This is a genomic window from Ulvibacterium sp. (genome assembly GCF_965248315.1).
Lineage (GTDB): Bacteria > Bacteroidota > Bacteroidia > Flavobacteriales > Flavobacteriaceae > Ulvibacterium.
The window spans coordinates 1,416,511-1,432,710 of sequence record NZ_CBDFIX010000002.1 but is presented as its reverse complement, the minus strand read 5'-3'; the positions used below and the strand labels follow the sequence as shown (position 1 = coordinate 1,432,710).

At 43.9% G+C, this 16,200-nt stretch carries 10 protein-coding genes and 1 pseudogene; 8 read left to right on the top strand and 3 right to left on the bottom strand.

Annotation, left to right across the window (positions count from 1 at the left end):
• Positions 1–15: 15 nt before the first annotated feature.
• A complete protein-coding gene (gene trxA / locus ACP2AF_RS07630) occupies positions 16–333 on the bottom strand; it encodes a thioredoxin (protein ID WP_120709482.1) in 318 nt (105 codons plus the stop codon).
• A 217-nt stretch (positions 334–550) separates the two neighbouring features.
• Complete coding sequence (dnaE, locus tag ACP2AF_RS07625; protein WP_425235638.1) at positions 551–4,936, bottom strand: DNA polymerase III subunit alpha; 4,386 nt, start codon at positions 4,934–4,936, stop codon at positions 551–553.
• Between the two features lie 206 nt (positions 4,937–5,142).
• Here dnaE and ACP2AF_RS07620 point away from each other — a divergent pair.
• The 8 genes and pseudogenes from ACP2AF_RS07620 to ACP2AF_RS07585 all read left to right on the top strand — a co-directional run.
• A pseudogene (locus ACP2AF_RS07620) lies at positions 5,143–5,703 on the top strand (30S ribosomal protein S16); the annotation flags it as partial.
• 161 nt (positions 5,704–5,864) lie between these two features.
• Positions 5,865–6,392 (top strand): ribosome maturation factor RimM, encoded by a 528-nt coding sequence (gene rimM, locus ACP2AF_RS07615; protein ID WP_425235637.1) that lies wholly within the window; start codon positions 5,865–5,867, stop codon positions 6,390–6,392.
• 91 nt (positions 6,393–6,483) lie between these two features.
• Positions 6,484–7,911 carry a sulfatase family protein gene (locus ACP2AF_RS07610; RefSeq protein ID WP_425235636.1) on the top strand — a complete coding sequence of 476 codons (1,428 nt, stop codon included), beginning with the start codon at positions 6,484–6,486 and terminating at the stop codon, positions 7,909–7,911.
• A complete protein-coding gene (locus ACP2AF_RS07605; RefSeq protein ID WP_425235635.1) occupies positions 7,908–8,621 on the top strand; it encodes a tRNA1(Val) (adenine(37)-N6)-methyltransferase in 714 nt (237 codons plus the stop codon). The genes ACP2AF_RS07610 and ACP2AF_RS07605 overlap by 4 nt, the downstream gene beginning before the upstream one ends.
• 56 nt (positions 8,622–8,677) lie before the next feature.
• A complete protein-coding gene (locus tag ACP2AF_RS07600) occupies positions 8,678–9,856 on the top strand; it encodes an acyl-CoA dehydrogenase family protein (protein WP_425235634.1) in 1,179 nt (392 codons plus the stop codon).
• A gap of 235 nt (positions 9,857–10,091) precedes the next feature.
• Complete coding sequence (gene treF / locus ACP2AF_RS07595) at positions 10,092–11,693, top strand: alpha,alpha-trehalase TreF (RefSeq protein WP_425235633.1); 1,602 nt, start codon at positions 10,092–10,094, stop codon at positions 11,691–11,693.
• A gap of 140 nt (positions 11,694–11,833) precedes the next feature.
• Positions 11,834–13,048, top strand: coding sequence for an FG-GAP repeat domain-containing protein (locus tag ACP2AF_RS07590; protein WP_425235632.1), 1,215 nt, complete (start codon positions 11,834–11,836; stop codon positions 13,046–13,048).
• A complete protein-coding gene (locus ACP2AF_RS07585) occupies positions 13,041–13,853 on the top strand; it encodes a 3-keto-disaccharide hydrolase (RefSeq protein WP_425235631.1) in 813 nt (270 codons plus the stop codon). The genes ACP2AF_RS07590 and ACP2AF_RS07585 overlap by 8 nt, the downstream gene beginning before the upstream one ends.
• A gap of 35 nt (positions 13,854–13,888) precedes the next feature.
• Here the strand turns inward: ACP2AF_RS07585 and ACP2AF_RS07580 are convergent, their stop codons facing one another.
• Positions 13,889–16,192 carry an FdhF/YdeP family oxidoreductase gene (locus tag ACP2AF_RS07580; RefSeq protein WP_425235630.1) on the bottom strand — a complete coding sequence of 768 codons (2,304 nt, stop codon included), beginning with the start codon at positions 16,190–16,192 and terminating at the stop codon, positions 13,889–13,891.
• Positions 16,193–16,200 lie beyond the last annotated feature (8 nt).

The following is a 16,200-nucleotide window of genomic DNA, read 5'->3' as shown; positions in this document are numbered from 1 at the left end:
TTTTAATTTTCCTTTTTATAGTACCGCGTCCAAAGCATCGGTATACACTTTTTTCGGGGAGACCCCAACTTGTCTATTAACAATTTCCCCATCCTTGAATACCAGAACGGTTGGAATGTTACGTACACCGTATTTAGCGGCAAATTCCTGATTGGCATCCACATCTACCTTCCCAACTACAGCCTTGCCTTCATATTCCGTACTAACCTCATCAATAATGGGACCTACCATTCTACAGGGTCCGCACCATGCCGCCCAAAAATCCACTACTACAGGTTTATTACTTTTTAAGACTACTTCGTCAAAAGTAGCATCTGTTATTTCTAATGCCATTTTATTTAGATTTTATATTCGCAAATTTAGTCAATAATTCCTCGTCTTCCTTACCAACGTCACATTCATTTTGGTTATTGTGGTATCAAGGTAATTTATGTGTGCCTGCCTTACTACCAAGCCGTTAAGAAACAGTTATATGTTCAAGGGTTCCAAACATCCCTTCCAAAAATGGTCATTCCAAATGTACGATGCCGTCTCTCGCCAGTGACCTCCTTCAATTTAATTTATAATGCACTTCCTGTTCTTCCAAAACGGATAGTAATTCGCTCGTGATCTGTATCTTTTGTTTTCTGCTAGAGAAGTTTACCTTTATCTCGTCTTCCATTTCATAAATCGTAAAATGTAAAGGATGATTGCCTTTGTACGAAACCAATGCACTCTTTAAATCCTGGATTCTTTTCTCTTGTAATTCCTCTATGTTGAGTTTGATGGTCAATTTTTTGGCATAGTTCTCCATCACTTCCTGCAACAACATAAAACTGTTGTACTGTAACCTTGGTTCACCCTTTTTTCCGGTCTCACGGTTGACCCAGCCTTCACGAACAAACACCTTGACATGAACAAAGGAGTTAATCATCAAGAAATGACGGAACTTTAGGTACTCTTCCCCAAAAATTCGGAATTCAAAAGAATCCGTATAGTCTTCCATAGTGAACAATGCCCAGCCTTTTCCATTCTTGGAAGTCCGGTGTTGTACATCTGTAATTACCCCCGCAAATGAAAGTTCCCGATTTACAAAATCTTCCAAATTGTTGGCATTGGAAACGCTGGCATTGCAAAAGGCACTTATTTCTGTCTTGAAATCGTCCAAAGGATGGCCGGAAATATAAATCCCGACTACTTCCTTTTCCCGTCGCAGCTTTTCCATAGTGCCCCATTCCTCACAAGGAGGTACTTCGGGTTCCGGAATCTGGGCTTCACTGACTCCACCGAACATATCCATTTGACTGGAATTCTTGTTTTCCTGATATTTTGCAGCGGAGCGAATAACCTTCTCCAAGAATGTGACACCATCGCCTTCATCATGAAAGTATTGTCCTCGGTGTGTAGTCCCAAAAGAATCGAACCCTCCGGCCACCGCCAAATTCTCAAAGGCTTTTTTGTTGGCGGCACGCAAATCGATACGTTTGGCCAAATCGAAGACCGACTTATAATTTCCATCCTTCTTCCGATGCTCAACAATGGTTTCTACAGCGGAACGCCCAACACCTTTAATGGCACCCATTCCAAATCGTACGGCACCATCCTTGTTTACTGCAAACTTATAATACGATTCGTTGACATCCGGCCCCAAAACATCCAATTCCATCCGTTTACATTCTTCCATAAAGAAGGTCACTTGTTTGATGTCGTTCATGTTATTGCTCAGCACTGCCGCCATATATTCAGCAGGATAATGTGCCTTTAAATATGCAGTCTGGTAGGCGATATAAGCATAACAGGTAGAGTGGCTTTTATTGAAAGCATAAGATGCAAAGGCCTCCCAATCCTTCCATATCTTTTCCAATGTTTCCCGTGGATGCCCATTCTTTTCACCTCCGTCCAAAAATTGGGGTTTCAGTTTTTGTAGCAGGGAGAATATTTTTTTACCCATGGCTTTTCGAAGTACATCCGCCTCGCCTTTGGAAAAACTTGCCAGTTTTTGGGAAAGCAACATCACTTGCTCCTGGTATACCGTAATACCATAGGTTTCCTTAAGATACTCTTCCATATCCGGAAGGTCATAGCTGATTTCCTCCCTTCCATGCTTACGGGCGATAAAACTAGGAATATACTCCATAGGTCCCGGACGATACAGCGCGTTCATGGCAATGAGATCATCAAAGACCGTCGGCTTCAAATCCTTCATATGCTTTTGCATTCCAGGAGATTCATATTGGAATATACCCACGGTATCCCCTCTCTGGAAAAGCTCGTAGGTCTTTTCATCGTCCAGCGGAAACTCATCGGGCACCAATTCAATACCGTGTTTGGCCTTTACAATTTTCACAGTATCCTTAATTAAGGTCAAGGTCTTCAACCCTAGGAAATCCATCTTTAAAAGACCGGCATTTTCCACGACCGAGTTATCGAACTGCGTTACATATAAATCGGAATCCTTTGCCGTAGCCACGGGAACAAAATTGGTAATATCATCGGGGGTGATAATGACCCCACAGGCGTGGATACCGGTATTCCGAAGTGACCCTTCCAATACCCTGGCCATATTTACGGTCTGCGCCTCCAAGTCGTCTCCCTCGGAAATATTGAGCAAATGATTTACCTTTTCCAGGTCATCAGATCGGAACTTCTTTCGCAAATCTGCTTCCGGCACCCCAAAAATCTTTCCCAACTTGGACATGGTAGGAATCAATTTAGCAATTCGGTCCGCATCGTTCAGGGGTAAATCCAGCACGCGTGCTGTATCCCTAATGGAAGACTTGGCGGCCATGGTACCGTAGGTAATAATCTGTGCAACTTGGTTGGCCCCATATTTATTAATGACATAATCCATAACCCGGCCCCGGCCCTCATCATCAAAATCAATGTCAATATCGGGCATGGATACTCGATCCGGATTCAGGAACCGCTCAAAAAGTAAATCGTACTTAAGTGGATCAATGTTTGTAATCTTTAGGCAATAGGCTACCACGGAACCTGCAGCCGAACCTCGGCCTGGGCCTACGGAAACATCCATGTTTCGTGCCTCACGGATAAAATCCTCAACAATCAAAAAATAGCCTGGATAGCCCGAATTTTCAATAGTTTGTAACTCAAAATGGATGCGCTCTTCTATTTCCGGTGTAATATCCCCATATCGTTCTTTTGCACCTTTGAACGTAATATGTCTTAGATAGGCATTCTCTCCCCGTTTACCACCATCGGTTATATCCTCGGCCACTTTAAATTCCTCCGGGATATCAAATTTGGGAAGCAGTACGTCCCGGGCCAAGTCAAAAGGTTCTATTTTGTCCACGATTTCCTGAACATTCAAAACAGCCTCGGGAACATCATGGAACAATTCCTTCATCTCCTTTTGGGACTTGAAATAATACTCCTGGTTCGGAAGTCCATACCGATAACCACGACCCCGGCCAATCGGCGTAGCCTGCTTTTCACCATCCTTTACACATAACAAAATATCATGGGCATCGGCATCTTTTTTGGAGCAATAATACGTGTTATTGGTCGCAACCAGTTTTACCTTATGCTTTTGGGAGAATTCCAATAAGACTTGATTCACCCGATCTTCATCTTCCTGTCCGTGACGCATCATTTCGATGTAGAGATCGTCTCCAAACTCTTGTTTCCACCACAACAAGGCTTCCTCAGCCTGATTTTCCCCAACGTTCAAAACTTTTCCGGGAACTTCGCCATACAGATTCCCGGTAAGCACAATGATATCCTCCTTATATTCTTGGATGACCTTTTTATCGATTCGAGGAACATAATAAAATCCATCGGTATAGGCTATGGAAGACATTTTGGCCAAGTTGTGATAGCCATTTTTGTTTTTGGCCAGAAGCACAATTTGATATCCGTAATCCTTTATATTCTTGTTGGTATGATCCTCACAGACGAAAAACTCGCAGCCTATAATCGGTTTAATTTTATTTGCCAGTGGCGACTCTTCCTTTTCAATAGCCTCTGCATTGCTTTGTTCCACACTGGCATTGTGTGCCTTTACTTCCTTAACAAAGTGAAAGGCCCCCATCATATTGGCATGATCGGTAATGGCAACGGCTGGCATTTGGTTATCGGCCGCAGATTTGACCAAATCCTTAATATTGATGGTGGATTGCAAGACCGAAAATTGCGAATGGTTGTGTAGGTGCACAAATTTGGCATCCTCCAAAGACTTTATGTTTGCATCTATTTCCTCTTGGGAAACCCCGCCAGTATCCTCTTTCCAAAGTACATCCGCAATTTTTTTGGAAGCCTTTTTCAGGTTGATATGCTTTAACCCAATCAATTGAATTTCCTGAGGGTTGGCTTCGGAGAAATTTTCGAAGTAATCCGGCTGCACATCCAGTTGCTCCTGGGTATAGTGTTTCTTACGTACCAGCTCTAAAAAACATCGGGTGGTAGCCTCTACATCGGCTGTGGCATTATGAGCTTCTGCAAAAGGCTCCTTGAAAAGATATTCATGCAATTCTGTAAGCGTAGGCAATTTAAATTTTCCGCCCCTGCCGCCGGGAATCCTACATAGCTCTGCGGTATATTCGGTACATGTATCCAAAACAGGGAGTTCCTGTAGTGAATTTTCAATCCCTGACCGGTAAAATTCAGCCCCCATAATATTCACATCGAAGCCTACATTCTGGCCTACAATAAATTTGGCCTTGGCAAGCGCGACGTTGAACTTTTCCAAAACCTCGTCCAAACCAGCGCCCTGTTGCTTGGCCAATTCCGTAGAAATACCATGCACCTGTTCCGCGTCATAAGGGATGTTAAAACCATCCGGTCTTACCAAGTAATCTTGATGGTCTACCAAGTTCCCCATAGCATCGTGCAATTGCCAGGCAATCTGAATACAACGTGGCCAGTTGTCCGTATCGGTAATTGGCGCATCCCAACGTTTGGGCAATCCAGTAGTCTCGGTATCAAAAATCAGGTACATATCGGGTATTTCGTTCTATAAAAAAGTACCGTTAAAATTAGTGAAAACCACTTGTTTGGAAAAAGGTAGTTTTTAGGAGTTATCAACCTCTAAATATTTAGATACTTTTTGTTGACGATTCATAGAAATATCCTATATTTGCAGCCCTTAAAAAAAGGAAAAAGAATTAATAACAAGGGTCGGGCACCCTACAAAATTAATGTGATATGCCAGTAAAGATTAGATTACAGAGACACGGAAAAAAAGGAAAACCATTTTATTGGGTAGTAGCCGCCGATAGCCGTGCGAAGAGAGATGGTAAATTTCTTGAAAAATTGGGAACCTACAATCCCAATACCAATCCTGCCACCATAGAATTGAATGTTGACAACTCTGTAAAGTGGTTGCAGAATGGGGCACAGCCTACAGATACGGCTAGGGCCATTCTTTCCTACAAAGGTGTAATGTTAAAACATCATTTATGGGGCGGGGTCCGAAAAGGAGCCTTTACCGAAGAGCAATTAGAGGAAAAATTCAACGCTTGGTTGGAAGAAAAGGAAAAAGCCATCTCTTCCAAAGTAAGCGGTCTAGATAAAGAAAAAGCAAAGGCAAAGGCCGAAGCACTTAAAGCGGAAAAAGAAGTAAACGAAAAACGAGCCTTGGCCGCTGCAGCCGCAGAAGCACCGATAGAGGAAACAACAGAAGAAGCTGTTGCTGAAAGTGCTGAAGAAGTTGTGGAAACAGCGGAAGAAGCACCTGCAATCGAAGAAACTCCTAAAGCAGAGGAAGTTGCAGCTGCTGAAGAGGTTGCCGAAGCCGTAGAGGAGGCACCCGCACCTAAAGAAGCTCCCAAAGCGGAGGAGGCGCAAGCTGAAGAGAAAGTGGTTGCAACAGATTCCGAAGACGCACCGGCTGCATCCGCCGAAGAGGAGTAAAAAATTCCGGCTCGATGCGCAAGGAAGATTGTTTCTACCTCGGTAAAGTCGTTTCAAAATATAGCTATAAGGGAGAGGTATTGGTAAAACTAGATACCGACGAACCTGAAATTTACGAAAACATGGAATCAATATTTGTCTCCATACGAGGCAATTTGGTTCCATTTTTTATTGATAAATGTCGTCTGCACAAGTCGGCATTGTTACGTATCGATTTTGAGGATGTAAAAGATGAAGAGGCCGCCGACAGGATTCTTGGTGCCGAACTATATCTTCCCCTATCCCTGCTTCCCAAATTAGAAGGCAATAAGTTCTATTACCATGAGATCATTGGGTTTACAATGGAGGATAGCACTCATGGGGATATCGGTGTAGTTACCGGAGTAAACGACACCACTTCCCAAGCCTTAATTGAAGTGGAAAAGAATGGCAAAGAGCTTTTGGTCCCTTTAACCGATGAAATCCTTACCAGGGTAGATCGGAAAAACAGGACACTGTTTGTATCCACACCGGAAGGTCTGGTAGACCTATATTTGAATTAGAGGTCAAATTCCCAAATCCTTCATAGGGGATTCGAAATCTGGGTATATTTTATGGTATATTTAGCCGGATTTACCAATCGTACATTGTATTATGTTTAGAATTCCCGTCATCCTCGCTGTATTTGCATTGTGCTCATGTCGTGAGCAAAATCAAGAATCCCAGAAAACCCAGACACCTCCTAACATCGTACTCATCTTTACCGATGATCAAGGTTATCAAGATGTCGGGGTATTCGGGTCCAAGAATATTGCTACCCCTAATTTAGATCAAATGGCTGCCGATGGGGTACGGTTAACAAGTTATTACTCGGCGCAAGCGGTTTGCTCCGCCTCCCGGGCCGGTATTCTTACGGGCTGTTACCCCAACAGAATCGGAATACACGGGGCTCTGGGGCCTGGGAACAATCACGGCATCAATGCATCGGAGACTACTTTGGCAGAAATGCTCAAGGCTATCGGCTACAAAACAGCCATTTTTGGAAAGTGGCATTTGGGGCACCATCCAAAATTTTTACCCACCCGTCATGGATTTGACGAATGGTTTGGCATCCCTTACTCCAATGATATGTGGCCCTACCACCCACAACAGGGTACAATTTTCAATTTCCCCGCCCTTCCTCTATTTGAAAACGAAACAGTGATAGACACCTTAACGGAACAATCACAACTTACTACCCGCATTACCGAGCGCAGTGTTGATTTCATCAACCGAAATGCAGAAAATCCTTTTTTTCTCTATGTGCCCCATCCCCAACCTCATGTGCCTTTATTCGTCTCGGATAAGTTCAAGGGAAAATCAGATCGTGGGCTCTATGGTGACGTCATCATGGAAATCGACTGGTCCGTAGGTCAAATTTTGGACGCCCTAAAAAAGAACGGGATCGAGGAAAATACCATGGTCATTTTTACATCGGATAACGGTCCATGGCTATCCTACGGTAATCATGCTGGGAGTGCCCATCCCCTGCGTGAAGGGAAAGGAACAGCTTGGGAAGGGGGGCAACGCGAGCCCTTTATCATTAAATATCCCAATGGCCTAAAAGGGGGAAAGGTACTGGACATCCCTATCATGGCTATTGATATTTTGCCGACAATCGCGGAAATTACGAATGCCGAACTTCCGGAAAAGGTCCTGGACGGCAAAAGTGCCTGGAAGGTTTTAACCGGAAAAACCCAAGAAAGTCCGCAGGAGGCCTATTTCTTTTATTATCGGGTCAACGAATTGTTCGGGGTGCGCTACGGAAAATGGAAACTGTATTTTCCACACCGTTATCGTACCATGGACGGCCAAGAACCGGGCAAGGATGGATTGCCAGGCGACTATAGGATGGTAGACATGGAAACTTTGGAATTGTATGATTTGGAAAACGATATTAGCGAAACAGTAAATGTGGCGGATGAACATCCCAAAGTGGTCGAGAAAATAAAGTTATTGGCCAATAATATGCGCTCCCGTTTGGGTGATTCGCTACTAGAACTGGAAGGTTCTGAAAGCAGGGAGCCGGGACGAGTGGAATGAGCAAGCCTTTTCAATTCAAACAATTTACCATCCTACAAGACCACTGCGCCATGAAAGTGGGAACGGATGGTGTGTTGCTCGGAGCTTGGGCATCCGTAAAAAATAATCCTTCCTCAATCTTGGATATCGGCGCAGGAACTGGGCTGCTAGCTCTTATGTTGGCCCAACGATGCAATGCCGAAACTATTGATGCCTTGGAAATCGATGATGCGGCCTATGAGCAATGCGTAGAAAATTTTGAAGCCTCTCCATGGAGCGACCGTCTCTTCTGTTATCATGCCGGCTTGGATGAATTCTGTCAGGAAGTGGATGATACTTATGATTTAATCGTTTCCAATCCACCTTTTTATTCCGAAAACGTTTCCACTGGCAGTAGCTCAAGGGATAGGGCACGGCAAAACCTTTCCCTTCCCTTTGAGGAACTTTTGCAATGCGCTTCCCAATTACTCGCCGAGAACGGCATTCTTTCCATTATTGTTCCCTTTAAGGAAGAAAATTCCCTCCTTCAAACGAGCAAATCATTGGGTCTTTATCCAAAACGGATAACGCGGGTAAAGGGAAATTCAGCTTCAGAAATTAAAAGAAGCTTATTGGAATTTGGCTTTCATAAAACGGAAGCATCCGAAAAAGAACTAATCATTGAGATAAATCGCCATGTGTACACTTCGGAATATCAAGAATTGACCAAGGAATTTTATTTAAAAATGTAACATTAGTCTTTAGTATTGTTGTATTTTCTTTATTTATCTTTGGCGAAAATGGCAATATGAGACCGGATTTATTTGAAGCACCCGACTACTATAACTTGGACGACCTGCTTTCCGAGGAACACAAATTGGTACGTGATGCCGCCCGCCAATGGGTAAAGCGGGACATCTCCCCAATTATAGAAGAGTATGCCCAAAAGGCAGAATTTCCAAAACAAATTCTTAATGGCCTGTCCGAAATAGGGGCATTTGGGCCTTACATTCCCGAGGAATACGGCGGGGCGGGGCTAGATCAAATTAGTTATGGGCTCATTATGCAAGAAATTGAACGGGGGGATAGTGGAGTGCGCTCCACCGCTTCGGTACAGTCCTCTCTGGTCATGTTTCCCATCTTTTCCTATGGCACGGAAGAACAGCGCACAAAATACCTGCCCAAATTGGCCACAGGCGAATTGATGGGATGCTTTGGTTTAACGGAACCCGATCATGGTTCCAATCCGGGCGGGATGACCACTAACTTTAAGGATAAAGGAGACCATTACCTCTTAAATGGGGCCAAGCTTTGGATATCAAACTCTCCTTTTGCGGACTTGGCCGTGGTATGGGCCAAGAATGGAGAGGGCCGTATTCATGGATTAATCGTAGAACGGGGCATGGAAGGTTTCTCTACTCCAGAAACCCATAATAAGTGGTCATTACGGGCATCGGCCACGGGGGAATTGATCTTTGATAATGTAAAGGTTCCCAAGGAAAACCTATTGCCGGGCAAAAATGGACTGGGGGCGCCATTGGGTTGCTTGGACTCGGCTCGGTATGGGATAGCTTGGGGTGCCATTGGAGCGGCCATGGATTGCTATGACACCGCTTTGCGCTATGCCAAGGAGCGCGTACAATTTGGTAGACCCATTGCATCGTTCCAGCTACAACAGAAAAAACTGGCCGAAATGATCACGGAAATCACCAAGGCCCAATTATTGGCTTTCCGTTTAGGACAATTGAAAAACGAGGGGAAAGCGACCACGTCGCAAATCTCAATGGCCAAACGTAATAATGTGGACATGGCCCTAAACATTGCTAGGGAAGCGCGGCAAATCTTAGGGGGTATGGGTATTACCGGGGAATACAGTATTATGCGTCATATGATGAACCTAGAAAGTGTTATCACCTATGAAGGCACCCATGATATCCACCTTTTGATTACAGGTTCGGATATCACCGGAATACCTGCCTTTCAATAAAACCGAAATCTAATTGCTGGGTTTTGGTTTATTTGATGGCCACTATTTTTTGGGAAACCCCTTGCTAATTAAAAGGAAGCAACATCTTTACCAGACCATCCTAAGTGGTAGGATTTAGGGGTAAATAAGAGGGTTATCAGTACATATGGAATTACTCTATAGATGAAAACACTGAAATAGTGGCCAGTTCGAGGTTTAAATAAAAAGCCCTATTTTCAGGCACTAAAGACACTATATGGCCTCCTTGAAATATTTCTTCGTACTACTTGTTTTGGTCACAGCATGTAGAACCGATAAAAAGGTGGATACTACGATAGCTACCGAAGCAGTAGATTCTACGGCAACCCGGTCCTTAAGAACTCCCGATGAACTTTTGGGTCAACTTTTTGCGGATGTCCAATTAGGTGAGGTTTTTCAGGACGGCAAGACCTTTGTGGACTGTACAGCTAAATACCCGTATGAAATTATTGTAGAGAAATATGCTACGCAAAAAGACAAGGCCGATTTTGACCTGAGGGCTTTTGTCTTCAATAACTTTGATGTCCCCATTTCCATTTCTTCGGATTTTAAATCGGACCCCAACCGTTCCGCAGTCGAACACGTTGAAGCGCTTTGGCCGGTACTACAAAGGGAATCCGATATAGATGCTGAAGGGAGCACATTAATACCGCTACCCGAACCTTATATCGTTCCTGGTGGTCGTTTTCGGGAAGTATACTATTGGGATAGTTATTTTACCATGTTGGGACTCGCAGAAAGTGGGGAGTTTGAACGCATTGAAAATATGTTGGATAACTTTGCCCATTTAATTCAAACTGTGGGGCATATCCCCAACGGGAATCGCACCTACTACATCACCCGTTCACAACCACCTTTCTTTGCCCAGATGGTGAAATTATTGGCAAAGCATAAGGGGAAACGGATTTATACAAAATATCGAGAGGCGTTAAAAAAGGAGTATGACTTTTGGATGGATGGACAACATGCCAAGGAAAAACCCATTAGACATTGTGTGGCAACTCCGGTGGGCATCATGAATCGTTATTTTGACAAAGGAAATACCCCACGCCAGGAATCGTATCGCGAGGATTATACCCAGGTTCAAAAAATGGGCGGTGGCGAAAAAATGTATCGTGACCTACGCTCGGGTGCAGAGTCCGGTTGGGACTATACCTCCCGTTGGTTTGCCGATGGAAAATCCATAGAAACTATCGAAACTACGGATATTATCCCCGTAGACCTTAACGCATTGCTATATGGCATGGAAGAGATTCTTGCCCAATGTTATGCTGAGGATGCAGCTTATGTGGTCGCATTGAAAACAAGTATGGGAGATAGAAAGGAGTTTTTGGATAAATATGCATGGAATGCTAATGATGGGGTTTTTGAAGATTACAATTGGGTAGAACAACAGCGAACTCCCCTTAAATCCCTGGCCATGACCTACCCCTTGTTTTTTAAAATGGCCGATCAGGAACAGGCAGATGCAGTAGCTTCCTATATTGAAGAGCACTTTTTAAAACCCGGGGGCGTGGTCACCACGCTGTACCATACCGGCGAACAATGGGATGCCCCCAATGGTTGGGCTCCCTTACAATGGATGACAGTAATAGGACTTCAAAACTACGGCTACGAAAATTTGGCCGGGACCATTGCACAAAGATGGGTAGCCTTAAACGAAAAGGTGTATAAAAATACGGGCAAATTTGTAGAGAAATATAATGTTGAGGATATGGGGTTGGAAGCTGGTGGAGGGGAATACCCGGTGCAGGACGGCTTTGGTTGGAGCAATGGCGTATACCTGGCCCTAAAAGCATATGTGACGGACAGACCCTAATCGTTCGGAAGTAAATTAGCCGGGGTTATGACTCTTTCTAGCAGTAATGGATGTTGTTATAAATTAAATTTCCAACAAAGTCCATAGCTTAAAAATCATTGAATATATTTACAATGCTTCGTAAAACGAAGTCATTAAAGATGGATACTATTAAAAGTCTTCTCCAAAATTCCACAAAGTTTGCCATTTACTGTGCACTGCTGTCCTTCCCAATTTTCGGCCACAATGGATTCTTTTTAATGGCTCAGGCGAACAAGATAGATGGGATGACAAAGAAGCCGTTGAAATTTGAAAAACAAAAAATAGCATCGGAAAGTTTTGAATCGGTCGGCGTTTTCGATGTCAACAATGACAAAATCCTTGATTTGGTATCCGGTTCGTATTGGTATGAAGGGCCCACTTATCTTGACCGTCATTTTATTGGGGATTTTAAGCGCTATGGTGAATACTACGATGATTTCTCCACCCTGCCACTTGATGTTAACGGAGACGGCCATATGGATTATATTACCGGGGGATGGTTTGGAAAGCGCCTTGTATGGATGGAAAATCCTGGGAATGAGGGTGAATGGACGGAACACCTCATTGCCGAAGCCGGTAATATAGAAGCCCCATGTTCATGGGATATTGATGGAGATGGTATCCCAGAAATTGTACCTAACACACCCAATGATTCCTTGATAATTTATCGTTTGATAAGGGATTCGGAAGGAAGGGGAACTGGAAAGTTTGCATCGTACAAGGTCATGGGGGAACATGGCCACGGCCTTGGTTTTGGTGACGTAAACCATGATGGAAGAGGAGATTTTATTGTGAGCAAAGGTTGGGTGGAATCTCCCAAAAATCCATTTGAAGGGGATTGGATTTTTCATCCCGATTTTGAGCTTGGTACGGCAAGTATACCTATTTTAGTTGTAGACGTTAACGAAGATGGTCATAACGACCTGATTGTAGGCCAAGGGCACGGTTATGGATTACATTGGTACGAACAAAAACAGGAAGGTGGAGAATTACCGAAATGGGTAAAACATCCGATCGACCCAAATAACTCGCAGTTCCACACTATGGTATGGACCGATCTTGATGGTGATGCAGCGAACGAACTCATTTCGGGAAAACGGTATCGTGCCCACAATGGCAAAGACCCCGGCGGCAATGATTCCTACGGAATTTACTATTATACCTTCAATGGGGAAAGTTTCAGCAAACATATTATAGATTATGGGGTATTCGGTGAAAGCAAAGGCACCGGAATTCATTTTTGGGTAACCGATTTATCGGGGAATGGAAACAAGGATATTATTGTAGCCGGTAAGGACGGGCTATTCATCTTTTATAACAAAGGACATGAATGAGAAAGTAAGCAAAGGCGGAAAATTGAGTATTGTATTGGGGATGTGTATTCTATTCAGCATCTATTCCTGCCGTGAGCAACCTAAAGAAAAAATTAATGAAACTCCCGAAAACAATGCCATAGGCAATGATGGCTTTGTTGCCTTATTCGATGGGAAATCCTTAAACAATTGGGAAGGCGACACTACCTATTGGCGTGTAGAAAATACCAATTTGGTCGGGGAAATCACCCCAGAAACACTCTTAGAATCCAATACGTTCATTATTTGGAAAGGTGGTGAACTTAAAGATTTTGAGTTCAAAACAGAGTTTAGGATTTCTGAAAATGGCAATAGTGGCATTAACTATCGCAGCGAGCTTTTGGACAGCGTTCCGTTCGCGCTCCGTGGTTATCAAGCGGATATAGATGGAAAAAATAGCTATACGGGGCAAAATTATGAGGAACGAAAGCGGACTACTTTGGCCTATCGCGGAGAGAAAGCTGCGATTACATCACAGAAAGACCCGGATACCCCCGGTTCGTTACGTGCCAATGTGGATAAGAATGCCTGGCAAAGTAGGGCAGTTTTAGAATCGCTGGGAAACTCGGATTCCCTTAGAAACCACATAAAAAATGGGGATTGGAACGAATGTCACCTCATCATAAAAGAGAATCGGTTACAGCATTTTATCAATGGTGTCCTTATGAGTGATGTAATCGATAACGACACCGTAAACCGAAAGTTTTCAGGCTTTTTAGGTCTACAGGCCCATAGAGGCCCACCTATGAAAGTGGAGTACCGCAATATTCGTTTAAAGGAATTGTAGTACTAATCAAAATCAAGAAGGGTCAGGTCCATTTCCTAAGGAGAAGTCTTCTTAACCTTTACAACAATCGATTTGCTGATGGGGGTCCTACTCCTATCGGCAAAATGGTTATAGGGCACCAAAATATTGGTTTCCGGGAAATAGGCAGCCAGATTCGAGCGGGGAATGGTATAGGGAATAACTAGGAAACGATTTGCGGTTCGCTTTACGCCATCATAGTTACTGACCATATCCACAACATCCATTTTTTTTAGATTACGGTCCTCCATATCCCTTGGGTTCATAAAGAGCACTCGTCTTTCGTTGTACACCCCTCTATATCTATCATCAAGACCATAAATGGTAGTATTGAACTGATCATGTGAACGGATAGTCATCAACAAGAATTCATCTTCCTGCAAATTATGTTCAGGAAGCGAATTGATGGTAAATTGTGCTTTTCCATCGGGGAGCGAGCTAAAATCGCGTTCCCGTACATTGTTGGGCAGATAATATCCAATACCCTTTGAGCGTTCGTCCGTATGTTCAAAACCCTTGGCTACCTTATCTATATATGACCGAATCAACCCATAATCCTCCCCCAAGGTTTTCCAGTCCATAGCATGCCCTCCTTTAAAATAGGCATTCGCCATTTCGGCAATAAGTTCCGGTTCGCTTTTGAGATTTCCCGAGGTTGGTTTAAGCATGCCCTTCGATCGGGTCACTCTGCCCATACTATTTTCAACCGTAAAATAACGTTGTTGACCTCCCTTCGTATCTTTTTCCGATCGACCGAGGGTTGGCAAAATCAAAGCAGTTTTGCCCGTAACCAAATGGCTACGGTTCAATTTAGTACTAATTTGTACAGTAAGGCTGCAATTTTGCAAAGCTTTAGCGGTATATTCGGTGTCCGAGGCGGCCATTAAAAAATTACCTCCCAAACAGATGAACACCTTGCCTTTACCCTCATACATCGCCTTTATGGCTTCTACGGTATCCACGCCTTCCTTGTCCGGGGGCGTAAAACCCAAATATTTTTTAATACGTTCGTTGAGGCCTTTATCCACATAGTGCATAATCCCTACGCTTCGATCTCCTTGCACATTACTATGCCCCCGTACGGGACATGTTCCGGCATTTGGCTTTCCAATGGCTCCCTTTGCCAATAACAGGTTTACGTATTCGCAAATGTTCTCCACCCCATTTTTATGTTGGGTGAGCCCCATGGCCCAGCAAACGATAATTTTGGATTTGGTGGCCAAAAGCTTTACTACCTCATCCACTTTCTCCGAATCAACACCGCTCCTTCGGAGCAAATCCTTTTCTTGATATTGCTCCAAATCTTTTAGGAGGTTCTTATAGCCATCGGTATACGTTGCCATAAAATCGTGGTCCAACACCTTTCCGGTCACCTCATCCAATCTGGTTAATCTTTTTAAGAGCAACTTTACCAAAGGAATGTCCTGATTGATTTTTACGGGTAGATGAATATCCGCTATATCCTCGCCATTTCCGGCAAGGCCCTTAAGTGTCTTTGGATTTCTAAAATTGACCAGACCGGATTCCTCCAAAGGATTAATGCTGATTATCTTTCCGCCATTCTGCTTGCATTTTTCCAAAGCATTGAGCATGCGCGGATGATTGGTACCTGGATTTTGACCGGCAATGAGGATTACTTCGGCCCCATAAAAATCCTCCAATTTAACCGATCCCTTGCCAATGCCCAAGGTTTCACTCAAGGCTACGCCACTGCTTTCATGGCACATATTGGAACAGTCCGGCATATTATTGGTTCCCACCGCCCGGGCAAACATCCCATATAAAAAAGCTGCCTCGTTGCTGGACCGTCCTGAAGTATAAAAAATAGCTTCATCCGGCGAATTCAATCGATGTAATTCCTCTGCAATCAAAGCATAGGCCACTTCCCATGTTATGGGTTCATAATGAACACTTCCAGGCCTAAGTACCAAAGGTTCCGTAAGCCGGCCAAACTTGTTCAACTCATAGTCCGTTAACCGGGAGAGCTCCTCGACAGAATACTTTTTAAAAAACTCCGCATCGATTTGTTGGATAGTGGCCTCGTCCGCCAGGGCTTTGGCCCCATTCTCACAATACTCGCCTACTCTGGAAGGTTTCTCGGGATCGGGCCATGCACAACTAGGGCAATCAAAGCCCTCCTTTTGATTCATATGCAACAAGGCCCGCATGGAACGTGAGATGCCCATTTCCTTAAAACTGTGCTGCATCGCAACGTGAATACCCAAAGGTCCGGCCGCGTAGCGGGCAGGTTCCCGTAACTGGATGCCTGTAAATTCTTCCGATCCCCTTACGGAGACGTTCCTATGAAATTCTTCTGGCATGTCTACAA